This window comes from Mesorhizobium sp. M0478 (assembly GCF_040321305.1).
GTDB lineage: Bacteria > Pseudomonadota > Alphaproteobacteria > Rhizobiales > Rhizobiaceae > Mesorhizobium.
Map to the genome: position 1 here is coordinate 118,323 of NZ_JAMYRH010000006.1, position 23,240 is coordinate 141,562.

The window sequence follows — 23,240 nt, forward strand, 5'->3', positions numbered from 1 at the left end:
CCGATGAAAGCCGTCGTCTTCGAAAAATTCGGCGAAGCGCCGAGAATCCAGACCGTGCCGGATCCTAAACCGGCCGCCGACGGCGTCGTCATCAAGGTCGAGGCGACCGGGCTCTGCCGCAGCGACTGGCATGGCTGGATGGGCCATGACGATGGCATCACACTGCCGCATGTGCCGGGCCATGAACTGGCCGGCATCGTCGTCGCCGTCGGCAAGCAGGTCACCCGCTGGAAGGCCGGCGAGCGCGTCACCGTGCCGTTCTGCGTCGGCTGCGGCCGCTGCTTCGAATGCAATTCGGGCAATCATCAGGTCTGCGAACACCAGACGCAGCCGGGATTCACCGCCTGGGGATCGTTTGCCGAATATGTCGCCATCGAGCATGCCGACACCAATCTCGTGCGCCTGCCCGAGGAGATGGAGTTCGCCACCGCCGCCAGCCTCGGCTGCCGCTTCGTCACCTCGTTTCGCGCCATTGTCGACCAAGGCCGGGTGACGCCGGGGGAATGGGTGGCGGTGCATGGCTGCGGCGGCGTCGGCCTGTCGGCGATCATGATCGCCAGTTCCATGGGCGCCAATGTCATCGCCATCGACCTCACCGACGAGAAACTGGACTTCGCCAAAAAGATCGGCGCCGTGGCGACCATCAACGCCTCGACAACGCCGAACGTGGTCAAGGCGGTCAAGCAGATCACCAATGGCGGGGCGCATATGTCTATGGACGCGCTCGGCCACCCCACGACATCCTTCAACTCGATTGCCAATCTGCGCCGGCGCGGCCGCCACGTGCAGGTCGGCCTGATGCTGGGCGAACATGCCCGCCCGCAAGTGCCGATGGACAAGGTGATCGCCTTCGAACTCGAAATCCTCGGCAGTCACGGCATGCAGGCCTACCGTTACCCCGCAATGATGGAGATGATCCGCACCGGCAAGCTGAGGCCCGAATTGCTGGTCGGCAAGAAGATCAGCCTTGATGAGGCGCCCGCGGCCTTGATGGCGATGGGCGGGTTTGAAGGGATCGGCATTGGTGTGGTGACGAAGTTCTAGGCCCAGCCGGGTCGTTCGTCACCACACGCCTACCGCGCAAACTTCTTCGCCCCGAACACGCAAGCCACCACGCCGAGCGTAACAACCACCATCAGCGGGCTGACCTGCTCGTGCAGCAGGGTCGCTGCCAGCGCGAGGCCGAAGAAGGGCTGCAGCAGTTGCAACTGCCCGACCGCGGCGATGCCGCCTTGCGCCAGGCCGCGATACCAGAACACGAAGCCGATCAGCATGCTGAACAGCGAGACATAGGCGAGACCCGCCCAGGCGCCGGAGCCGACGCCGGCAAAGGACGACGGCAGCGTCGCAAAGGTCAGCACCAGCATGATCGGCAGCGAGATCGCCAGCGCCCAGCAGATCACCTGCCAGCCGCCCAGCCTGCGCGACAGCGCCGCCCCCTCGGCATAGCCCAGGCCGCAGACGATGATGGCGGCCAGCATCAGGCCATCGCCCACCGGCGACGCCGTTACGCCCTGCATCAGGGCAAATCCGGCGACCAGCGCGCTGCCGATGCAGGAAAACAGCCAGAAGGCCGGGCGCGGACGCTCGCCACCGCGCAGCACGCCGAAGATCGCGGTGGCCAGCGGCAGCAGGCCGACGAAGATGATAGAGTGGGCAGAGGTGACGTGCTTGAGCGCCAGAGCGGTGAGCAAGGGAAAGCCGACAACCACCCCAAGGGCGACGATCACCAGCGACAGAAAATCGCTGCGCGCCGGGCGCTTCTGCTGGAACAGCACGAGCATTGCCAGGCCAAGCAGTCCGGCAATCGCCGCGCGGGCCGAGGTCAGGAACGTCGGATCGAAATCCGCCACTGCGACGCGCGTCGCCGGCAGCGAGCCTGAGAAGATCAACACGCCGATGAATCCGTTCACCCAGCCGCTCGCGGTCTTGTCCATTCCAGGCTCCATTGCTTTCGCCCTCTATCGGGCAAGTGCCCATGGTGCAGCCAGAGACAATGCAGTACAATTCCGCAAAACTGTAATGGCTATCAGAGCAATACAGATGACCGAACTCATTTTGGAAACTGGCAATGCGCACCCTCCTGTCGCGACCACGCTTGTGGAAACTGTCATGGCGACCATCCGCCAGCGGATATCGGCGCGCAGCCTGACGCCGGGCGCGCGGCTGCCTTCGATCCGCGCCTTCGCCAAAGCCATGCAGGTGTCCAAATCCACCGTCGTCGAAGCCTATGAGCGGCTTGCCGCCGAAGGCGCGATACGCTCACGGCCGGGCTCGGGCTTTTATGCCGCCGGATCGCTGGCGCCGTTGTCGCTGGCCGAGATTGGACCCCGGCTCGACCGCGCCATCGATCCGCTGTGGGTTTCGCGCCAGTCGCTGGAAGCCGGCGACGAGATGCTGAAACCCGGTTGCGGCTGGATGCCGGCCTCGTGGATGCCGCAGTCCGCCCTGCGCCGGGCGCTGCGCACGGTGGCGCGCGCCGACGATGTCGACCTTGCCGATTACGGCACGCCGCTCGGTCTGCCGCCGCTGCGGCAATTGCTGGCACGGCGCATGGAAGGGCACGGCATCGAGGTCTCGCCCGAACAGATCATGCTGACGGAATCGGGCACGCAGGCCATCGATCTCCTGTGCCGCTTTCTGATCGGGCCCGGCGACACCGTGCTGGTCGACGACCCCTGCTATTTTAATTTTCACGCGCTGCTGCGCGCCCACCGCGCCAAGGTGGTCAGCGTGCCCTACACGCCATCGGGGCCTGATATCGAGCTGTTCGCGCAGGCGTTGACCGAGCACAAGCCGCGCCTCTACATCACCAATTCCGCCATCCACAATCCGACCGGCGCGATCCTGTCGCCGGTCACCGCGCACCGGCTGCTGAAGCTTGCCGACCAGTCGGACCTGACCATCGTCGAGGACGATATCTTCGCCGATTTCGAGCACAGCCCCGCGCCCCGCCTGGCGGCGTTCGATGGCCTCAACCGCGTCGTCCATATCGGCAGCTTCTCCAAGACGCTGTCGGCCTCGGTGCGCTGCGGCTTTATCGCCGCACCCCGCGACTGGATCGAACAGCTCACCGACCTCAAGATCGCCACCACCTTCGGCGGGGGCAGGCTGGCGGCCGAACTGGTGCTGACGCTGCTTCGGGATGGCAGCTACCGCAAGCACATGGATCTGCTGCGCGCGCGCCTTTCCCGCGCCATGGGCGAGACGAGCGCGCGCCTGAAGGCGATCGGCATCGCGCCCTGGATCGACCAGCCCGCCGGACTGTTCCTGTGGTGCGGCCTGCCCGATGGCGTGGACGCAGCCGAAATCGCCCGCCGCGCGCTGGCCGACAACATCGTATTGGCGCCCGGCAACGCATTCAGCCTGTCGGGAACCGCCAGCCGCTTCCTGCGCTTCAACGTTGCCCAGTGCCAGGACGAGCGGATTTTCAGGGTGCTCAAGGGGGCAATGGCGCGCTGAGGGCTCAGCGGGAGGCCGCGCAGACCTCCCGAACGCAATCTCGCAGCCAGCGTTGCGCCGGATCGGCATCGAGCCGTGGATGCCAGAGCATCGAGATGGTGACCTCCACCGTGGCGACCGGCAGCAGAAAGCTGACCATGCCGGCGCGTGCGCCTCGCGTGTGCCGTTCGGGCACGCTGGCAATAAGGTCCGAAGCGCGCGCCATGGAGAGTGCAGCCGAAAAGCCGGAGACCATGCACGCCACGGTTCGCTGCAGGCCGAGCAGCGCCAAAGTCTGATCGATCGGCCCTCTTTCCCGACCCCGCCGTGAAACGCTGATGTGGCGGCCGGCCGCGTAGCGTTCAGGCGTTACCGCGCCTTCACTCAAAGGGTGGCCGGCTCGCACAGCACCGACGAAGCGGTCGCGAAACAGCGCCTGTATCAGCACTTCAGGTCCGGCCTCGCCGGCAACGCCGATTTCGAGGTCGATGTCGGCGTCGCGCAATGAGGCGACGTCCTTGTCGGCTTTCGGCGCAAAGCGCAGCCGCACGCCCGGCGCCTCGGCCTGGATGCGGGCGACAAGACGCGGCCCGAATTCCTCGACGAACCCTTCATTGGTGCGCAGCGTGAAGATCTGGTTCAGCTTCGCGAGATCGAGAGGCCTGGCAGGGCGCAGCAAGGTTTCTGCCTCTTGGACAACGCGGCCGGCCTGCTGTCGCAATGCCTCCGCGCGCGGCGTCGGCACGAGGCCTCGACCGGCCCGAACCAGCAGCGGGTCGCCGGTCGCTTCGCGCAGTCGCGCCAGGGTGCGGCTCATCGCCGACGGGCTGAGCCGCAGCCGGGTTGCCGCCCGAGCCACGCTGCCTTCGGTCAGCAGGACGTCGAGAGCGAGCAGCAGATTGAGATCGGGCGATGTCATTGGTGCACTATAGCACGACATGGCGTTTCATGCATGAGTAACATGCAAATGCTGCGCCTTCCGCCATGCCGCCTTGGCGACTAGATCTCCGACGGATCCGGTTTCCGGACCGACAAGAAGGAGATCCTATGGCAATTGCCGAACAAAAACAAAATGGAGACTGCGCATCGGCGCCGCAGAAAACCCGGTCCGCAGGCCTGGCATTGGCCAGCCTGTCGCTCGCCACGCTGCTGTCCTCGCTTGGAACCAGCATTGCCAGCGTTGGACTGCCTTCCCTCATGCAGGCGTTCGGTGCGTCCTTCCAGTCCGTGCAATGGGTGGTTCTCGCCTATCTGCTCGCCATCACCGCCCTGATCGTCAGCGCCGGGCGCCTGGCTGACATGGTCGGCCGCCGGCCGTTGCTGCTCGGCGGCATCGCGCTGTTCACACTGGCCTCGGTGCTCTGCGGCCTGGCGCCGACGCTCTGGCTGCTGATCGCGGCGCGCGCCGTGCAAGGGCTGGGTGCCGCGCTGATGATGGCGCTGACGCTGCCCTTTGTCGCGGAGACCGTGACCAAGGAGAGAACCGGCAGCGCCATGGGCCTGCTCGGCGCCATGTCGGCAATCGGCACGACGCTCGGCCCCTCGCTTGGCGGCTTGCTGATCGCCGGCTTCGGCTGGCGGGCGATCTTCCTCGTCAATGTGCCGCTCGGCCTCCTGACCTTTGCCCTCGCCTCGCTGGCCCTGCCTGCCCGCGACAAGACTGCGGAAGCAGCTCAAAACAGCTTCGATGCGATCGGGACGGTCTTGCTGGCCCTGACGCTGGCCGCCTATGCATTGGCCATGACGCTCGGCCGCGGCCATTTCGGCGCCCTCAACATCGGCCTGCTGGTGGCCGCCGGCATCGGCGTCGTTCTGTTCGGCGTTGCGCAGACGAAGGCGAAAAGTCCCTTGATCCGGCTTGCCCGGTTGTACGACATCCGGCTCAGCGCCAGCCTCGCCACGAACCTCGTTGTCGCCACAGTGATGATGGCGACCCTGGTGGTCGCTCCATTCTATCTGTCGCGAGCGCTGGGGCTCAATGCTGCGATGGTCGGCGTGGTCCTGTCGACAGGTCCGCTGGTCTCCGCGCTCTCGGCGCTCGTCGCCGGCCGCCTCACCGATCGCTTCGGCGCGCACAGGATGATGGTCGTCGGACTGTTCAGTCTTGCCGTCGGAACCTCATTGTTGTCGCTCGCCGCAACAAAACTCGGCATTGCCAGCTATACCGTGCCGATCGCCGTCACCTGCTTCGGGTACGCCCTGTTCCAGACATCCAACAATGCCGCCGTCATGAGCGGTGTCGCTGCCGGCGAGCGCGGCGTGGTGTCCGGCCTGCTCAATCTGTTGCGCAATCTCGGCCTGATCACCGGCGCATCGCTTATGGGCGCCATTTTTGCGGCTGCCTCGACGGGAGAACGGCAAAGCCAGGACATGCTGACCTCAGCGGCAGCCGCGCACGGCATGCAGGTTACCTTTCAGACGGCAACGGTCCTGGCGGTGGCTGCGCTGTTGCTGGCACTGCTCTCGACCCGCGCCGGCGGCAGGCTGTCGGTGCGGCAACAGCCATCATGACCGAAGATAGGGAGCTTACGCTCCCGCCCGCTTGCGCCGCTCATAAAGCATGACCAGCGTTTCGGCGGTCAGCGCCGGCCTCTGTTCGCCCTCGATCTCGACCGTATTGGCGGCCTTCATCAGATACTGGCCCGGCCCCTTGTCCTCCACCGACAACAGCGTCGTGCGCAGCCGGATGCGTGCGCCGACCCTGACGGGCGCCAGGAACCGCACCTTGTCGAAGCCGTAATTGAAGGCGGCTTGCGTGTTTTCGGGGACGATGCCCATGCCCAGCGCCAGCGCGCCGATGATCGACAGCGTCAGATAGCCATGCGCGATCGTGGTTCGAAATGGGCTCTGCCGCTTCGCCCGCTCCGGATCGACGTGGATCCACTGATGGTCGCCTGTGCATTCGGCAAACTGGTTGATGCGGTTCTGGTCGACGGTCGTCCATTCCGACACGCCGAGCTCCTGCCCGGCCATCGCCCTTAACTGCTCGAAGGTCGGCGGCGTTTTCGGCCGTAGTTCCGTCATTCCTGCTTTCCCGGTGGCTCCCAGTGCCTCGGACCACGAACGGACGGCTCCTGTCAATTCGCCCGTTGCGATTCCGTTCCGCCATTTTCCGCCAAACAGCGTCCCTCGTCCATGCTCATGCGCCGCAACCGGCCCACTCCTCTCATGGTTGCGTTGAGAGTCACTTCTTGTCATAGCCCGAGCGGATTTCCTCCATCGCTTCCTTGATGCGGCTGCGCAGGATTTCGATCGATTCGGTGCCGGATTTCTTGACCAGCTCGGCCACTTCGCCGGCATTTTTCAGGGCGGCTTCGAAGGATTTCCTGGCGAACTCCGCCTGTTTTGTCATCAGTTACTGGGGATTGCCCGGCGCCTTGTAGCTCTGCGCCATGTCGCTGACTTCACGCAGCGTGTCCTGCAGCATCTCGCGCTGTCTGGACAACAATGAGGTCGCGCCGGCAGCTCCCGCCCGCGCCGATCTTTCCAGCGCCTCGAGGTTCTTGCGGTGATGCGCGAGGATCGCCTCGACATTCGGCACCTTCAGGTCACGGCCGAACCGGCTGAACATGTCCAGGAACGAATCGGAGTCGGGTTGTTTGGCCATTGCTCGTGCTCCCCAGTTGTCGCAAATGCTGAACCTCGAGCAATTCCAGGAAAAGTGTGAAACGGTTTTCCGTCAGGAATTGCGTCAAAACAAAGAGTTAGAGCAGGTCGCCGTTTCCTTGAAACGGTGAACTGTTCTGTTCTGGACAATAGCACTCGCGCGCCGTGTGTCCATTCGGACGCCCAAGCAATTCAGCGGCAAATGCAGCATCAGCCAGCGAGAAACAGCCTCTCCGCCGTGTAGAGCACGAGACCGGCCAGGCCGCCGATAATCATGCCATTGAAGCGGATATATTGCAGGTCCCTGCCGATGTTCATCTCGATCAGCCTCGTCAGCTGGGCAAGGTCCCAGCGCTTGACCTGATCGGCGATGAACGTCGACACACCGCTCTTCTGGCTCTCGACGAATGACGACAGCGCCACGACAAAGCCCTGGTTCATGTCGGCCCTGATCTGCGGATCGCCTGAGAGATGGCGGCCGACCTCGACGAACATGTTGGCGAGATGCGCGCGAACAATCGAATTCTCCGCCTTGGCGTCCTGTTCGATGAACAGGCTGAGGCTCTGCCACATGTCGCCGGCGAGCGACTTCACTTCCGGCCGCGCCAGGAAATCGCGCTTCAGCTTCTCGGCCCGTTTGGCGTATTGCTTCGAGGTTCTGAGCCGCTCGATGAAGCTGTGCGCGAAACGGTCGAATTCGGCGCGCATCGGATGGTCGGGATCGGCCCGCACCTCGTCAAGCAGCGAACCGGCGGAAGCGACGATCTTCTTCAGCAGATAGGCGTCGGCTCTGAACAGGTTGAACAGCGACGGCAATTCCTCGCGGATCTTTTCGCGCATGGTCGCCAGCGCTTCCTCGTCGTTCAGGAACCGGCCAATCACCCTGGTGAATTCGTCGAACAGTTTCTGGTGGCGGCGGTCGTCGGTGAGCGCCGACAGCAATTCGGCGGCCAGCGGCGCCAGCGGCACCTTGTCGATCTGCTCCAGCATGCGGCTGGTGACGAAGCCGCGCAGGCCGGATTGCTCGATCGCCGCAAGCGTCTGCGGCACCAACCGCACGACGAAGCGCGACAGGCCGGCAGAGCGTTCGGCGTCAGTCAGCCAGTCGGCGACGAGTGCTGCAAAATCAACCTCGGCCAGCTTTTCGCGCACCGGCTCCGGCGCCAGAAAATTGACCTCGATGAAGCGGCCCAGATTATCGGCGATGCGGTTCTGGTTCGCTGGGATGATGGCGGTGTGCGGGATCGGCAGGCCCAGCGGCCGCTTGAACAGCGCCACCACCGCGTACCAGTCGGCCAGGCCGCCAATGGTCGCCGCCTCCGCGAAGGCCGCCACGAAGCCCAGCCACGGATACTTGGCCTCGAACGATTTGGCCACGGCAAAAACCACGACGCAAAGCACCAGCGCAGCCGTGGCGAGGAACTTTGTCCGCCGCAACGCGAAAAGCTTGGCGCCCGTCTCGGCATCAAAACCGCCAGGCGCCAGGGACGAAGCCGATTGGGACATGATACGCCGCTCCTCATCGATCTCTTGGCTATCTGGCATGGGCTATTTAGGGGGTGTTTGGGCCCGTAGCATGATCGGATGGGCCGATTTCGTCCGGGAATTGCCGGTTTCGCACGCAAAGTTGACAAGAATGTTCATCTATCATGCAATCCCAGTCTGGAATTGTTCCAAGGTATAGGCCATATTCCGATCAGGCCAGTGTGGGCGAATCCGAAACTCCGGGTGAGAAAGCCGCACCAGCACAATCTAAAATCTGGTGCAGTTCCAACGCGCCAGGACTCGGGTGAGGAATGAAATGCGGCTGACGCGCCAGACCAACTACGCCATGCGCATCCTGATGTATTGCGCCGCCAACAACGATCGCCTGAGCCGCATCCCCGAGATTGCGGCCGCCTATTCGGTGTCGGAGCTTTTCCTGTTCAAGATCCTGCAGCCGCTGGTCGAGCATGGCCTGGTCGAGACGGTGCGCGGCAGGAATGGCGGCGTGAGAATCGGCCGCCCCGCCGAGCAGATCAGCCTGTTCGACGTCGTACGGGTGACCGAAGAGAGCTTCGCCATGGCCGAGTGCTTCGAAAACGACGCCGCCGAATGCCCGCTGGTCGACAGCTGCCAGCTGAATTCGGCGCTGCGCGAGGCGCTCAACGCCTTCTTTGCCGTACTCTCCCGCTACACTATCGCCGATATGGTGGCGGCGCGCCCGAATGTGCGTCATTTGCTCGGCATCGACATGCTGGTCCAGCGAGCTCCGGCCGCCTGAGTTTTCTAGTGCATGTCGCTCAAAAGTGGCCCCGGTTTTGAGACAACGACATGCATAAAGACAAAGACCTAAAGCGCGTCGCCTGAGTCCGTTCAAACGCGACGCGCTTTAGGCGGCTGACTGCGGCAAGACGAACGGCATGTTCGCCGCCGGTAACACACCGACCCTTAGCCGACAATCGAACACATTTTCGATCAGATCGTCGCTCAGCACCTCCTGCGGTGAACCGTCGGCGGCGAGCCGGCCGCGATGCATGACGAAAATCCGGTCGGCATACATGGCCGTCAGATTGAGGTCGTGCAGGATGGCGATCACACCGCCGCCGCGCCGGGCGAAATCGCGGGCGATGTTCATGATGATCAGCTGGTGCTTGATATCGAGGCTGGAGACCGGCTCGTCGAGATAGAGATAGCGCGGCTTGCCGTCCAGCACCGGCGCCCAGACCTGGCACAGCACGCGCGCCAGCTGCACACGCTGTTGTTCGCCGCCCGAAAGCTCCTGATAGAAGCGGCCGGCAAAGCCGTCGAGGTCGACCCGCGCCAGCGCCCGCTCGGGCAGACGATCATCTTCGCCCGGCAGAACGCCGGAACGGCCGCCGATAAGGCCGAGCCTGACCACTTCGTGCACGGTGAAGGGAAAGGACAGCGTCGCGGCCTGCGGCAGCACGGCACGCACGGTGGCGGCCTCCACCGGCCTCATCGCGGAGAGGTCGCGCCCGTTGACGGCCACTGTCCCCGCAAACGCCAGATCGCCCGACAACGCCTTCAAAAACGTCGTCTTGCCCGAGCCGTTGGGTCCGACGATTGCCGCAATTTCGCCCGGCCGCGCGACGAAATCGACATTGGCAACAATGCGCTTGCCGCCGATCGCCACCGAGACATCGCGTGCTTCGATCATGCCGCCTCACAAGTCGATTACGCCGCGCTTGCGCAGCAGGATCCAGAGGAAGAACGGCGCGCCGGCGATCGCCGTGACGATGCCGATTGGCAATTCGGCCGGCGCCACGATGACGCGGGCAACTGCGTCGGCAAGAAGCAGCATCGAGGCGCCGAGCAGCGCCGATGCGAGCAAAAGATAGCGATTGTCCGGACCGATCAGCAGCCGCAGCAGATGCGGCACGACGATGCCGACAAAACCGATGCCTCCGCTGACTGCGACAGAGGCGCCGACCGCTGCCGAGACGCCGACGATCGCGGTGTATTTCAGCCGCTGTACCGGGATGCCGAGATGTCCGGCCGTCGCCTCGCCGAGCGCCAGGGCGTTGAGGCCTTTGGCCAGGAACGGCATTGCCGCAAGCGCCAGCACGATGATCGGCCCGACGGAAGCGATCTTCGGCCAGGTCGCGCCGCCAAGCGAGCCCAGCTGCCAGAAGGTCAGGTCGCGCAACTGCCGGTCGTCGGCCATGAAGATGAGAATGCCGGTCAGCGCCATGGCAAGGGCTGCGAGCGCAATGCCGGCAAGCAGCATGGTGGCAACCGATGTGCGACCCTGCCGCGTGGCGACGCGGTAGAGCACCAGCGTGACCGCAAGGCCGCCGCAGAAAGCGGCGAGCGGCAAGGCCAGCCCGCCGAGCGCCAGAGTGAGCGGCGCCAGCCACGTCGTGCCGAGCACGATGACGGCGACCGCGCCGAGGCTCGACCCGGCGGAAACGCCGATCAGGCCGGGATCGGCGAGCGGGTTGCGAAACAGGCCTTGCATGACCGCACCCGATACGGCCAGTGCCGCCCCGATGAGCACACCGAGCAGTACGCGCGGCATGCGGATATCGTAGACGATCAACCGGTCGCGGGCACCAAGCGCGGCGTCGTCCGGCGTGGCGCCGGTCAGCCAGTCACGAATGACACCAACGGCCGATGCATCGGAAGCGCCCGACCTCAGCGACAGGAACATCGAAAGGGCAAGCGCCACACACAGGAGCACAATAACCAGGCGAGCGCGCCCGGAACGATCGCCCTCGGCCACCTTGCCCGCCGCGCCGGCGATCGACTGATCCACCATCGGCTCAGTCCGTGACCTGGCTGCCATAGAGCGAGGCGGCCAGATCGTGGATGGCATCGGCCGTGCGCGGCCCGAAGCCGAGCAGATAGCTGCCATCCATCAGGGTCAGCTTGCGGCCTTCGCCCGCCGGCGTCGAGGTGATCGACGGGATGGCGAACAGCTCGGCCTCCGCAATCGGCGGGCCGGCATTCTTCATGGCCAGGATCACGTCCGGCCTGGCAGTGACGCTCGCCTCGTCGGACATCTGCTTGTAGCCGGAAAAACCTTCGACCGCATTGACGGCACCGGCGAGCTTGATGATGCCGTCACCGGCGGTGTCGGTGCCGGCGGCCAGGATCTTGCCGCCCTGGATCGACAGCACGAACAGGATGCGCTTGCGCTGCTTGATCGACGCCGTCTGCTTCTCGGCCGCCTTCAGCTTGGCGTCGGTCTCAGCCACCAGCGTCTCGGCCTTGGCGTCGACGCCAAGCGCCTTGCCGACGATGCGGATCTTTTCCAGGATGCCGTCATGGCTGTAATGCTCGGGCACGTCGATGAACGGAACGCTCGACTTTTTCAGCACATCGACCGCTTCCTTCGGCCCACTGCCATGCAGCGCCAGAATGCCCGAAGGATTGACCGACAACACGCCTTCCGGCGACAGCTGGCGCATATAGCCGACGTCGGGCAGCGCGACCGCGGCGGCGGGGTAGCGGCTGGTCGAATCGCGGGCGACGAGATGACCTTCCTCGCCAAGCGCGTAGACGATCTCGGTGATCGAACCGCCGATCGCCACGATCCGCGACGTGTCGGCAAACACGGCCACGTTCTCGCTGGCCGGCACTGGGGCGGCAATAAACAGCGACAGGCCCATGGCCGCGGCAAGCGTCCTGAACAGTGAAATCATCGTCGTTTCCTCAGGCCGCGGTCGGGCTTGGAATGCGCGGCAGGTTCTCGGCAAGGAACCGCCAGTCGTCGCGCTCGCCCTCGCCTTCATGGCGCTTGCCGAAGAACTGGATGATCATCTTGCCGTCGGCGCCATAGGCTTCGAGCGAGGTGACATGACCGTCCTTGGTCGGTTTGCGCACCGCCCACACCTCCTGGATGTGGTCGGTGCGCAGATGCAGGTGGAACGTCTCGTCCATGACGTTGATCCACGGCCCCATCGGCTTGATCGACTTGACGGGACCGGAATGGATCTGGATGCAGCCTCGGTTTCCGACAAAACACATGATCGGCATGCCGTCGGCGGCGGCATGGTGGAACATGGCGCCGATGGCGTCATTGTCGAGCAGCCAGGCATAGTCCTGGCCGACCATGCGCACGGCCTGGCGGCGGGTGAGCTTCAGCGTTTTCAACATGCCAAAGAACTGGTGGACGTCGGTCAGCCGGCTCCAGCGGTCACGCAGATCGTCGGTGTCTGCGGCAACGCCCGACGTCTCCGCGTCGTCGTCGGCCAGGCCTGCGATAGACACAGTCGCCTCCTGGTTCGGCGATTCGAGTGCGGCCACGAGCTTCTGGTAGGCATAGAGATTGGACGCCGGCCGCAGATGCACCTTGTGCACCGCATCGCCGGCCGCGTCGAAGAATTGCAGGCTGCGGCGGATGTCGCCACCGTCGCGCTTCTCGACGGCAAAGCCATGCGCCCAGACCTTTGGAAAGATACGCAGGTCGATGTTTTCGCCCAGCACCATGGCATTGTGCGCACCTGTGACAACCTTGTCGTAGACGCCGATCTTCTCGTGCACCGCGCTTTCGTTGCGGGTCAGCGCCATCACTTCGCCAACGGCGTCGAGGCCGGTCAGCAGATCGTTGACCCTGGGCTCGACGCGCACGACACCGTCGCCGCAATGCGCGGCGACCAGTTCGGCTTCGGAAATACCGAGCTCGGCGGCAAGATCGCGCTCGCGCGCTTTCGGATTGTCTGCCCGCGCTCGCCGGATTTCATGCGGTGCGGGTTTTACGCGCTGGTCCATGTCCTGCTTACCTGTCCTGCCTGGCGTTTTGGCCTGCCTGGCTGTTTCATCACTTGTTGAGGATGAGCTTGCCCTGGCGGGTGATCTTCAGCCGATAGAGCGCGCCATGGTGCTCGATGCCAATCTCGTGCTCGCCCTGGAACAGCGTGTTGGAGGACAGCGTCCGCACCGCCAGCGGCACCCGGTCGAAGCGGGTCGGCGTCTCCTCGGAACGGCGGACGCGGTAACGGAAGTCGTTGGGATTGTGGGTGTTCATCTCTTTCGATCCCTTTCCTGTGCCGGGCAACTGGCTAGGCGTTGCAAATGCGATTCATTTCTTGACTTAAATCATCATGTTTATTAGTCAGTGCAATACCGGACTAAATGAGTCAATATTTAAGACGCCGGACGGAATGAAAAAAGCCAGCGAGCGCCAAGCCAGCCAGCGTCGAACCTGGAATTTGGAGTTGGGGCATGGGCTTGGGAAATTCTGGACGACTGGGTCTGGCGAGCACCGGTCCGGTGCATCGGTCTATGGCAAAGGTGGCCTTGCTTGCGGGGGCAGCGACGATCGCGCTGCTGACATCGCCGGCCAGCGCTCAGCAGGCCGCTCAGCCGGCCGCTGACCAGGCCGACCAGACCAGGAAAACCGAGGACACCAAGCCGGCGCCCGCCGGCGCGACCCTGCTGGACAAGATCCTCGTCATCAGCCGCACCGGCAAGACGGCAATCGAATCGCTGGCCTCAGCCAGCCATGTCGACCAGGAACAGCTCGACCGCCGCATGGCGACGACGCCGAACGAAATGCTGCTCGGTGTGCCTGGTGTCGCCGTGCAGGCCGATGCGCGACGCGTCAGCTCCAGCATCAACATCCGCGGCCTGCAGGATTTCGGTCGCGTCGCCGTCATCATCGACGGTGCCAGGCAGAATTTCCAGCGCTCAGACCACGGCACGCAGTCGACCTTCTATGTCGATCCCGAGCTCATCAAATCCGTTGACGTCATTCGCGGACCGACCGCCAACACCTACGGCTCCGGCGCCATTGGCGGCGTCGTCTTCTTCGACACCAAGGATGCGGTGGATTTCCTCAGACCGGGCGAAACCTGGGCCGGCTCCGTCACCGGGCGCTATGAAAGCAACGGCAAGGGCTGGACCGCCAGTGCCAGCGGCGCCTACAAATTCAACGACGATTTGGATGTGCTGGGCAACATCGTCTACCGCGACTACGGAGACTACAAGAATGGCAGCGGCGACACCGTCGCCGGCACCGGCTTCGACCTGCTGAGCGGCCTGCTCAAGACCACAATCCGCCCCAGCGAAGACAGCGAATTGAAGCTCGGCTGGGTCGGCTCGAGCGACGGCTGGACGGAAACCAGCGGCGGCGTGCCGGCCAACGACGTCGACCTGAAGTCGAACACCTTCACCGCCCGCTACAACATCACTGACGACGCCAGGAGCTGGCTCGATCTCCACATCAACGCCTCCTACAACAAGACCAATCTCGACCTCACCACGCTGGTCCCGCAGAACCGCTTCGATCCGTCGACCGGCCTTCCCGTGCTGCTGCCCGTCGGTTCGACCTCGACCTTCGACGTTGGCACGGCCGGCGTCGACATCTGGAACACGTCGCGCTTCGAAACAGCCGGTGGTGCGCACGAATTGACCTATGGCGGCGACTGGGTGGGTGACGATGTCGAGACCGGCGGCACCGCCGGCGGCGACAGCTTCTACACCCCATCGGGCAAGCGTAGTGTTTCGGGCGCCTACATCCAGGATAAGCTCACCTGGGACTGGCTCGAGGTCATTGCCGGGCTGCGTTACGACAATTACAGCCTCGAAGACAGCACCCACGAAACGTCAGGTGATCGTCTGTCGCCGCGCATCACCGTTGGTGTCACGCCTTTCGAAAGCGCCAGCCTGGCGGGCCTGCAGTTCTATGGCACCTACGCGGAAGGCTACCGCTCGCCGTCGCTGACCGAAACGCTGATCAGCGGCAACCATCCGGCAGGCGTCACCTTCCCGTTCCTGCCCAACCCAAACCTGCGGCCTGAAACCGGCAAGACCACCGAGTTCGGCGTCAACTACAAGCTGAACGACCTTATCGAGGCCGGCGACGCGTTCCGGCTCAAGGCCGCCTACTTCCACAACGATGTCGACGACTACATCGAAGGCGTCACACTGTCGGCATTCGACCCGACCAGCGGCTGCCCGTTCGGCCCCGGCATTCCGATCTGCTTCCAGTACCAGAACGTCGCCCAGGCCAAGATAAACGGCTTCGAACTGGAAAGCGTCTACGATGCCGCCTGGGGTTATGCCGGGCTCTCCGCCTCGATCACCAACGGCCACACCATCTCCGATGAAGGTGAGCGCGCCGACCTTGCCACCATCCCGTCCTCGCAGGTCACCGGGCAGCTCGGCTTCCGCTTCCTTCAGGACAAGCTGACCGTCGGCGGCGAGGTGCAGTACAACGGCAAGCCGAAGGGCAACCCCGTAGCCAAGGATTATACTCTGGTCAACGCCTTCGCCAGCTACCAGGCCACCGACAATCTGAAGGTGGACTTCCGCGCCGACAATTTGTTCGACGTCAAATACTCCAACCCGCTGAACGGCGGCACCACCGCCGTCATCTATGAACCCGGCATCACGCTGAAGCTGGCCGCAACCATGCGCTTTGGAGGCTGACACCCATGACAAGTTTGACGGCATCGCTTCGGCTCCTGACCTCGACGCTGGCGATGTCGCTTGGCTTGATGCCGGCGTGGGCTCAGTCCGCGCCGGCTCCGCAACTCAGCCTCGAGCTCAATGCCGCGCAGCCCTCCGAAAAGGGTTGCCGCCTGACCTTCATCGTCAACAATGCGCTCGGCGCCGATCTTTCCAAGGCGGCATTCGAAATCGCGCTGTTCAACGAGGCCGGCATTGTCGACCGCCTGAGCGTGCTCGACTTCAAGGACCTGCCGGCCGGCAAGACCAAGGTGATCCGCTTCGACCTCGTCGGCACCGACTGCACCAAACTCAGCCGCGTGCTGATCAACAGCGCCACCGAATGCGCCGGCGTCGAACCGGGCGCCTGCATGCGCGGCCTGAAGACGCAGACCAAGACCGGTATCGCATTCGGCGTCTGAGGTGGGCCTGCATCCCGCCTTCCTGCACGACAATGCGACACGACCCGTCGCAGCTCCGCCGTCATGGCCGGCAACCGATCTTGATTTGACAATCCCACCCCGCTCGCGGCAGGTCTCGCCGCGAACCATGCAGGACATCACCCCCCTCCCCGACGCCGGCAACGAACCGGCGATTACGATGGACGAGCTCGCACAGCCGGCAGCCGCGGACCGCAAATGGACTGTGGCGATCGTCGCGTCCTGCCTGCTCCATGCCGCTGCCGCAGCGGCGTTCTTCATCGGACCCGCAGGGACATTCGATTCCAGTAACGCGATACAATCCGAAGGCACCGACCAATCGGGCGCCGAGGTGGTCGGCAGCGCCTTGGACAGCCAGGCTCCCGACGCGGTCGATGTTACCCTGGTAACCGATCCGCAGCCGGCCAAGCCCGAGACCGTTCGACCCGTGCCGCCGACCGAGGCGCCTCAACCGGTAAAGGAGCCGGCGGCGCCCAAGCCTGCGCCGGAAGCCGCCGAACAGGCGACCGCCGCGCCAGATACACTGACGGCCGCCATCCCGAATGATCAAACTGTCGCCCCAAGCGCTGAGACGTCGACTCCGCCAGGGGTTCAAACGCAAAGTTCAGAGGCACCGCCCGCCGACGAGCCCGCCGTTGATTTGCCTGCTGCCAAACCACCAGTCCCAAGCCCGCGGCCGACCCCTCCAGCCGGATCTGGAGATACCCGCGGTGCGGCAGATGGCGAAGAACGCGACGCACCGGCGGTTGCCAGCAAGGGTAAAAACCAGGACGCGGCTGGCAATGCGATGGAATCTCGTTACGGCGGTGAAATTCAAAAGAAGCTTGCCCGCGCTAACCGGCGCGTTTCGAAGGAAATTCAAGCCAAGGCTCGCAACAATGCCAGGGTCTATTTCGTCGTCATGGCTGACGGCAGCGTCAGCGACTTGCAGCTTGTCGAAAGTTCAGGGTCTGCCGAACTAGACCAATTCGCTTTGAAACTGGTGCGCCAGCAAGCCCCGTTCCCGCCCATTCCACCCGAGACCGGATTATCAAGTTGGGTGTTCAGGGCGCGGATCGGTCCGTTTTAACCAGCTCGCAGACCTTCGCCAAATCGTCCATCAATTCAAGAGGAAGCCCAATGTACATCGCCATGAACCGCTTCAAGGTCCAGAACGGCTCGGAGACCGCTTTCGAGGATGTCTGGAAGAACCGCGATTCGAGCCTCTCGGAGATGAAAGGCTTCAGGGAATTCCACTTGCTGCGCGGCCCGGTCAACGAGCCCGAGGGTTACACGCTGTTTGCCTCGCACACGGTGTTGGCAAGCCATGAGGATTTCGTCGCCTGGACCAAATCCGAGAATTTTCGCGCCGCTCACCGCAACACCGGCACGTCGAAGGTGCACTATCTCGGCCATCCGCAGTTCGAAGGCTTTTCGGTCGTCGAAGGCGCCTGATTGAGATTTCACCCGTCGACGAGATCTGACGACGGGCAGATGCCGTCATGTTCCGGTTGAATTCCGGCCGCCCAGTCGCTGAAGCCACTGGGCAATGTGCAGGCGCAGCCGCCGCCAGGGCTGTCCGCGTGTCAGGTAGCGCGCCAACCGCGGATCACCGGCCAGCTCCGGGAATTGGCGCACATGCTGCGTCAGGAATGCAGCTATGAAATTGCGCCCGTTGAGATCGCTGAGCCAGGCAGAATTCGCCAGCAAATAGTCTGCGGCATCCGCCGCCAACACGCTCCTGTAGCTCCTGTATGCAGGCGTTTGCCGCACATTGCCGCCGGCAAAGGCAGTTCCGGTGGACAGGTTGGAGCCATGCAGGCGATAGAGCCCGAGACCTTCTGACAGGATGAGGCTGCCGCCGGTCTGGTGCGCGAGTGTCGCCGTCAGATAATCCGTCCCGACCTTGGCCTTGAACGGGAAGGACAATACCGGTTCCAGCGCGCCACGCCGGTACATGATCGCCGAGCATTGCGACCACAGCCAGCCCGTCACCGCAGGTGCGAAATAGGTTACCGGATGCTCCGATGCGTAGGCGATCCCAGGCGCCATGCCGGCAAGCCAGCCACCGGGCGCGATGGCGACGCCGCTGCGATCCGCTCCGGAGCGCGGTTTGCGCAAGGCAAGGAAGGTGCCGCCCAGCAACGTGCCGTCGCCATCGACAAGGAACACATCGGAACTCGAGAGAGCGGCCGAATGCGTCGTGTTGAGATGGGCGGACAGATGCGCGAGGAGAAAATCTGGCAGCCACACGTCATCGGCGTCGAGAAACGCGACGAAGGGCGCGTCGGTTGCGGCAAAGCCGTCGCGGAATCCCGCGGTCTGGCCGCCATTCTCCGTGCGCGCCAACAGGCGCAGGCGCGGATCGTCTATATCCCTTAGAAGCTGTCGGACATGGTCGGCCGAGCCGTCCGTCGAGGCATCGTCGACGATGACGCATTCCCAATTCCGGTAGGTCTGCGCAAGCACCGAGCGGATCGCCTGTTCGACGTACGGCCGATAGTTGAAGCAGGTGATGACCACCGCCACGCGCGGCAGCTCAAACGGTCCGGACGTGTCTTCCATCTGTTCAGCTGCCCGCTCGAGTTGCTGTCTGTCCCTTGCGCATATCCTTGCAACTCGTTGCAGGCAAGCGAGCTGCGAAAAGTCCCCTAGGCCGCCGCGAGCAGGCTGGCATTGCCGCCGGCAGCCGTGGTGTCGACGCAGACAGCGCGTTCATGCGCATAGGCCGCCGGGTTGAGCACCTCGCTGACCAGTGGCACGATCGGCCCGCTGCGGTCGGCAATGACCTTGCGCACGATACGGGCCGCCTCGGGCCTGCCCGAGAAGGCGACGACATCGACGCGCAGCGAACGCGCTTCGACTGGGTCTGGCCGACCGTCTATGGCCGCCAGCGGCAACCCCTTGCCGGTCAGCGCCGACAGTGCTGCCGGCGCGCCCGGCGCCACGGCCAGCACCGCATTGCCGGCGGCCAGCGCCTGGATCGTCTGGGCAAGCAGCGTGTCGGCGTCCGGACCGAGGCACAGCACCCGGCCACGCGGCGACAGCGACAGCGTGTTGGCCTCGCCGGTCGGTCCGGGCAGGTCGACCTGGCCGAAATCGATGGCGGCTGCAGCGCCGATGGCTGCAGCGCCCTTGCCGCGCAGATGTTTTCTCAAAATGGCGATGCGGTCCGGCCTCGTCGACCAGCCGCCAAGCGTCGGATCGGGCAGATTGTCGGCCAGTTCGGTCGCCGTCACCTTGTGGCCCTCGGCAATCTCCGTGCCCGCCTCCGGCCCCTTGCGGAACCGCCGGAGATAATGCGGCCCGCCGGCCTTCGGCCCGGTGCCCGAAAGCCCCTCGCCGCCAAAGGGCTGCGAGCCGACGACGGCGCCGATCTGGTTGCGGTTGACATAGATGTTGCCGGCATGGATGCCGTCGACGAAATGCTGGACGCGGCCTTCGATGCGGGTGTGCAGGCCGAAGGTCAGGCCATAGCCTTTGCGGTTGATGGCGGCGATGACGGTGTCGATCCCGTCGGCGTCGAAGCTGGCGACATGCAGCACCGGACCGAACACTTCGCGCTCCATCTCCTCGATGCCTTTGACCCGGAACACATGCGGCGCAACGAAGCGGCCATATTTGGGTGCTTCGAGCTTGGCGATCAGCCGGCCCTGCAGCCCCATTTTGGTGCAATACTCGCGGATCGAGTTCTGCGCCTCGTCATCGATGACCGGCCCAACATCGGTCGAAATCTGCCAGGGATCGCCGATGGTGAGCGCTTCCATGGCGCCCTTCAGCATCTCCAGCATCTTCTTCTCGACATCCTTCTGCACGTAGAGCACGCGCAGCGCCGAACAGCGCTGGCCCGCACTCTGGAAGGCGGACGCCAGGATGTCGCGCACCGCCTGTTCGGGCAGTGCGGTGGAATCGACGATCATGGCGTTGAGACCGCCGGTCTCCGCGATCAGCATGGCGTCGGGCGCGGCTGTCTCGGCCAGTTGCTTCTCGATCAGCTTGGCGACCTCGGTCGAGCCGGTGAAACAGACGCCGGCAATGCGCGGATCCGCAGTCAGCGGTCCGCCGACCGACGGGCCGTCGCCCGGCAGAAGCTGGATCACATCTTCCGGCACGCCGGCCTCGCGCAGCAGCTCGACGGCGCGGAAGGCGATCAGCGGCGTCTGTTCGGCCGGCTTGGCAATGACCGAATTGCCGGTGACGAGCGCTGCCGCGATCTGGCCGGTGAAGATGGCGAGCGGGAAATTCCACGGCGAAATGCACACGATCGCGCCGCGCGCCTCGGTGCCCGCTTCGTTGTTGGCCGCTTCGGCAGCGTAGTAGCGCAGGAAGTCGACGGCTTCGCGCACTTCGGCCACGCCGTCGGCCAGCGACTTGCCGGCTTCCCTGGTGGCGAGCGCGAAAAACTCGACCGCATTGGCCTCATAGAGGTCGGCCGCGCGGTTGATGATGGCGGCGCGCTCGGCGACGGGGCGTTTTGCCCAGGCCGGCTGCGCCTCCACCGCGAAGCGCACCGCGGTCGCTACCTGCTTGGCAGCGGCTTCAGCGACCGTGCCGACGATCTCGGCAGGCTTTGCCGGATTGACCACCGGGCGCTGCTTGCCGTAGCCGGCGGCGCGCGTGATCGGCTTGGCATGCCAGCGCTCGGGCCCGGCAAAGGCCGCCTTGGCCTTGTCGATCGCCGCCAGCGTCACCGGGTCGGTGATGTCGAATCCCTTCGAATTGCGCCGCCCAGTGCCGAAGATCGTCGCCGGACGAGCGATTGCCGGATTGGCGGCGGAGCCCTGGCTCTCGACCGTCTCGAGCGGATCGCGCGCAATATCCTCCGGCTCGACGTCCTCGTCGGTGAGCTGATGAACGAAGGAGGAGTTGGCGCCATTCTCCAGCAGACGTCGCACCAGATAAGCCAGGAGGTCGGAGTGCGCGCCGACCGGCGCATAGATGCGGCACCGCGTGCCTTCGGCCTGGCGCACCGTCTCATGCAGCGCCTCGCCCATGCCGTGCAGGCGCTGGAATTCGAAAGCGTCACGGTTGTCAGCCATCGACAGGACGGCAGCGACTGTATGGGCGTTGTGCGTGGCGAATTGCGGATAGATGCGGTCGGTCATCGACAGCAACTTTTTGGCGCAGGCCATGTAGGAAACATCGGTGTTGGCCTTGCGGGTGAAGACGGGGTAGCCGGAAAGCCCCAGCGTCTGTGCCCGCTTGATCTCGGTGTCCCAATAGGCGCCCTTGACCAGCCGCACCATGATGTTGCGGTCGTACTTTTCCGCCAGCGCATAGAGCCAGTCGATGGTGAAGGCCGCGCGCGGGCCGTAGGCCTGGACGACGACGCCAAAGCCATTCCAGCCGGCAAGCTCCGGCTCGGACAACACACGCTCGATGATGTCGAGCGACAGGTCGAGCCGGTCGGCCTCCTCGGCGTCGATGTTGAGGCCCATGCGCGAATGGCGTGCGGCCAGCGCCAGCGACAGCAGCCGCTCGGCCATCACCGGCAGCATCTTTTCCTTCTGTGCCTCTTCGTAGCGCGGATGCAGCGCCGACAGTTTGACCGAGATGCCGTGGTTCTGGCGGATATCGGGACCGTTGGAGCCTGAATCGAGCGAGGAGATCGCGTCGGCATAGGCCTTGAGGTAGCGCAGCGCGTCGGCCTCGGTGCGGGCCGCCTCGCCCAGCATGTCGAAGGAATAGAGATAACCTTTCTGGATCATCGACTTGCCGCGCTTGACGGCTTCCGCAATGGTGCGGCCGAGCACGAACTGCTCGCCCATTTCGCGCATGGCGGCGGCGACCGCCTTGCGGATCACCGGTTCGCCCAGTCGGCGAACCATCGAGCGCAGCGTGCCTTCGATGCCGCCCTCGCCTTCGTCGAGCACACGGCCGGTCAGCATCAGCGCCCAGGTCGAGGCGTTGACGAAGATCGAGCTCGAACCGCCCGAATGCGCCGACCAGTCATGCGGTGCGATCTTGTCGGCGATCAGGTCGTCCATAGTCTCGGTGTCAGGCACGCGCAGCAGTGCCTCGGCCAGGCACATGAGCGCCACTCCTTCCTTGGTGGAGAGGCCGTAGGCCGAGAGAAAAACCTCCATCAGCCGCGGGTCGGACGAGCCGCGCACCGCGCGCACCAGATCCGCGGCACGGGCCGAGACGGCTTTGCGGTCATCGGCCGAAAGTTCTGTCGCCGCAGCCAGGCGCTTCACAGCCGCGTCTTCGTCGGGCAGGTAGTTGGCGCGGATTTGCTGGCGGATGGTGTCGAGCGGCATGGCGGTCCCTGCGGAGCAAGCATCTGGGAGCGGGCCGGCGGTCGCCGGACCGAATGGCGCAAGCTAGCACAGAGCCGCATTTTCGGCCGGTCCAAAGAAATCGACATGGCAGGCCGATCGGTCTATCATTGCGGTTAAATTATTATCAGGTGGACTGTGATATCGGTGACAGAAGACCAATTGGACCGCATCGACAAAAACATCCTGTCGGCGCTGGCGCGCGACGGGCGGCTATCCATGTCTGGACTGGCCGGCAAGGTCGGCCTGTCGAAGACGCCGGTGCAGGCGCGGGTGAAGCGCCTGGAGAAGGACGGCTATATCAGGGGCTATCAGGCGATCATTGATCGCGAGCGCATGGGCGAAGGCCATGTCGCCTTCGTCCAGGTCAAACTGTCGGACACACGCTCGGCCGCGCTCGATGCTTTCAATCGCGCGGTGCAGGCCGTGCCGGAGATCGAGCAGTGCCACATGATGGCGTCGAGCTTCGATTATCTCCTGAAAGTCCGTACCACCGACATCGCCGCCTATCGCCGTGTTCTCGGTGAGCGCATCTCGGCGCTCCCCCACGTCGCCCAGACCTCGACCTTCGTGGCGATGGAGACGGTCAAGGATCGCTGAC

Annotated in this window: 20 protein-coding genes and 1 pseudogene; 9 read left to right on the plus strand and 12 right to left on the minus strand. The window is 64.4% G+C overall.

All coding sequences use genetic code 11. From position 1 onward, the window contains the following. Positions 1-3 precede the first annotated feature (3 nt). Positions 4-1,044, plus strand: a complete 1,041-nt coding sequence (locus NKI64_RS16495) for a zinc-dependent alcohol dehydrogenase family protein (RefSeq protein WP_352668779.1) — start codon at positions 4-6, stop codon at positions 1,042-1,044. 29 nt (positions 1,045-1,073) lie between these two features. Here NKI64_RS16495 and NKI64_RS16500 read toward each other — a convergent pair whose 3' ends face one another. Continuing rightward, positions 1,074-1,937, minus strand: coding sequence for a DMT family transporter (locus tag NKI64_RS16500; RefSeq protein ID WP_352668781.1), 864 nt, complete (start codon positions 1,935-1,937; stop codon positions 1,074-1,076). A gap of 106 nt (positions 1,938-2,043) precedes the next feature. On the opposite strand from NKI64_RS16500, the gene NKI64_RS16505 reads away from it, so the two are divergent. Then, positions 2,044-3,462: an aminotransferase-like domain-containing protein gene (locus NKI64_RS16505; protein WP_352668784.1), complete on the plus strand. Its 1,419-nt coding sequence runs from the start codon at positions 2,044-2,046 to the stop codon at positions 3,460-3,462. A gap of 4 nt (positions 3,463-3,466) precedes the next feature. Here NKI64_RS16505 and NKI64_RS16510 read toward each other — a convergent pair whose 3' ends face one another. Continuing rightward, entirely contained in the window at positions 3,467-4,360 is an 894-nt protein-coding gene (locus tag NKI64_RS16510; protein ID WP_352668786.1) for a LysR family transcriptional regulator, read from the minus strand. Between the two features lie 128 nt (positions 4,361-4,488). On the opposite strand from NKI64_RS16510, the gene NKI64_RS16515 reads away from it, so the two are divergent. Continuing rightward, the gene (locus NKI64_RS16515; protein WP_352668788.1) at positions 4,489-5,952 is read left to right on the plus strand and encodes an MFS transporter; all 1,464 of its coding nucleotides are present in this window, start codon (positions 4,489-4,491) and stop codon (positions 5,950-5,952) included. A 15-nt stretch (positions 5,953-5,967) separates the two neighbouring features. On the opposite strand, the gene NKI64_RS16520 is transcribed toward NKI64_RS16515, so the two are convergent. The 3 genes and pseudogenes from NKI64_RS16520 to NKI64_RS16530 all read right to left on the minus strand — a co-directional run bounded on the left by NKI64_RS16520 (position 5,968) and on the right by NKI64_RS16530 (position 8,553). Beyond that, complete coding sequence (locus NKI64_RS16520; protein WP_023681725.1) at positions 5,968-6,465, minus strand: MaoC family dehydratase; 498 nt, start codon at positions 6,463-6,465, stop codon at positions 5,968-5,970. A 160-nt stretch (positions 6,466-6,625) separates the two neighbouring features. Beyond that, positions 6,626-7,048, minus strand: a pseudogene (locus tag NKI64_RS16525) (phasin family protein). A 209-nt stretch (positions 7,049-7,257) separates the two neighbouring features. Then, positions 7,258-8,553 (minus strand): DUF445 domain-containing protein, encoded by a 1,296-nt coding sequence (locus NKI64_RS16530; protein WP_023714385.1) that lies wholly within the window; start codon positions 8,551-8,553, stop codon positions 7,258-7,260. A gap of 295 nt (positions 8,554-8,848) precedes the next feature. Between NKI64_RS16530 and rirA the strand changes: the two genes are divergently transcribed. After that, on the plus strand, positions 8,849-9,310 hold the full coding sequence (gene rirA, locus NKI64_RS16535) for an iron-responsive transcriptional regulator RirA (RefSeq protein ID WP_023672640.1): 462 nt from the start codon (positions 8,849-8,851) through the stop codon (positions 9,308-9,310). A 108-nt stretch (positions 9,311-9,418) separates the two neighbouring features. Here the strand turns inward: rirA and NKI64_RS16540 are convergent, their stop codons facing one another. The 5 genes from NKI64_RS16540 to hemP are packed head-to-tail and all read right to left on the minus strand — an operon-like array spanning position 9,419 to position 13,519. Then, complete coding sequence (locus NKI64_RS16540) at positions 9,419-10,207, minus strand: heme ABC transporter ATP-binding protein (RefSeq protein WP_352668792.1); 789 nt, start codon at positions 10,205-10,207, stop codon at positions 9,419-9,421. A gap of 6 nt (positions 10,208-10,213) precedes the next feature. Beyond that, positions 10,214-11,308, minus strand: a complete 1,095-nt coding sequence (locus tag NKI64_RS16545; RefSeq protein ID WP_352668794.1) for a FecCD family ABC transporter permease — start codon at positions 11,306-11,308, stop codon at positions 10,214-10,216. A gap of 4 nt (positions 11,309-11,312) precedes the next feature. After that, positions 11,313-12,194 (minus strand): heme/hemin ABC transporter substrate-binding protein, encoded by an 882-nt coding sequence (locus NKI64_RS16550; RefSeq protein WP_352668796.1) that lies wholly within the window; start codon positions 12,192-12,194, stop codon positions 11,313-11,315. Between the two features lie 10 nt (positions 12,195-12,204). Further along, on the minus strand, positions 12,205-13,263 hold the full coding sequence (locus NKI64_RS16555; RefSeq protein WP_352668798.1) for a hemin-degrading factor: 1,059 nt from the start codon (positions 13,261-13,263) through the stop codon (positions 12,205-12,207). 49 nt (positions 13,264-13,312) lie between these two features. Then, a complete protein-coding gene (hemP, locus tag NKI64_RS16560) occupies positions 13,313-13,519 on the minus strand; it encodes a hemin uptake protein HemP (RefSeq protein WP_023673860.1) in 207 nt (68 codons plus the stop codon). Positions 13,520-13,776: 257 nt separating this feature from the next. Here hemP and NKI64_RS16565 point away from each other — a divergent pair, with 257 nt between their 5' ends. The 4 genes from NKI64_RS16565 (at position 13,777) to hmuQ (ending at position 17,816) form a co-directional block, all read left to right on the plus strand. Continuing rightward, a complete protein-coding gene (locus NKI64_RS16565; protein WP_352668801.1) occupies positions 13,777-15,924 on the plus strand; it encodes a TonB-dependent hemoglobin/transferrin/lactoferrin family receptor in 2,148 nt (715 codons plus the stop codon). A 5-nt stretch (positions 15,925-15,929) separates the two neighbouring features. After that, the gene (locus NKI64_RS16570) at positions 15,930-16,364 is read left to right on the plus strand and encodes a hypothetical protein (RefSeq protein ID WP_352668803.1); all 435 of its coding nucleotides are present in this window, start codon (positions 15,930-15,932) and stop codon (positions 16,362-16,364) included. 127 nt (positions 16,365-16,491) lie between these two features. Next, a complete protein-coding gene (locus NKI64_RS16575) occupies positions 16,492-17,451 on the plus strand; it encodes an energy transducer TonB family protein (RefSeq protein WP_352668805.1) in 960 nt (319 codons plus the stop codon). Between the two features lie 50 nt (positions 17,452-17,501). Next, positions 17,502-17,816, plus strand: a complete 315-nt coding sequence (hmuQ, locus tag NKI64_RS16580) for a heme-degrading protein HmuQ (protein ID WP_352668807.1) — start codon at positions 17,502-17,504, stop codon at positions 17,814-17,816. A gap of 45 nt (positions 17,817-17,861) precedes the next feature. Here hmuQ and NKI64_RS16585 read toward each other — a convergent pair whose 3' ends face one another. Both NKI64_RS16585 and putA read right to left on the minus strand, forming a co-directional pair. Continuing rightward, positions 17,862-18,926, minus strand: a complete 1,065-nt coding sequence (locus tag NKI64_RS16585; protein WP_352668810.1) for a glycosyltransferase — start codon at positions 18,924-18,926, stop codon at positions 17,862-17,864. Between the two features lie 86 nt (positions 18,927-19,012). Further along, positions 19,013-22,621, minus strand: a complete 3,609-nt coding sequence (gene putA / locus NKI64_RS16590; protein ID WP_352668812.1) for a bifunctional proline dehydrogenase/L-glutamate gamma-semialdehyde dehydrogenase PutA — start codon at positions 22,619-22,621, stop codon at positions 19,013-19,015. A gap of 165 nt (positions 22,622-22,786) precedes the next feature. Here putA and NKI64_RS16595 point away from each other — a divergent pair, with 165 nt between their 5' ends. Further along, on the plus strand, positions 22,787-23,239 hold the full coding sequence (locus NKI64_RS16595) for an Lrp/AsnC family transcriptional regulator (protein ID WP_023818076.1): 453 nt from the start codon (positions 22,787-22,789) through the stop codon (positions 23,237-23,239). Position 23,240 lies beyond the last annotated feature (1 nt).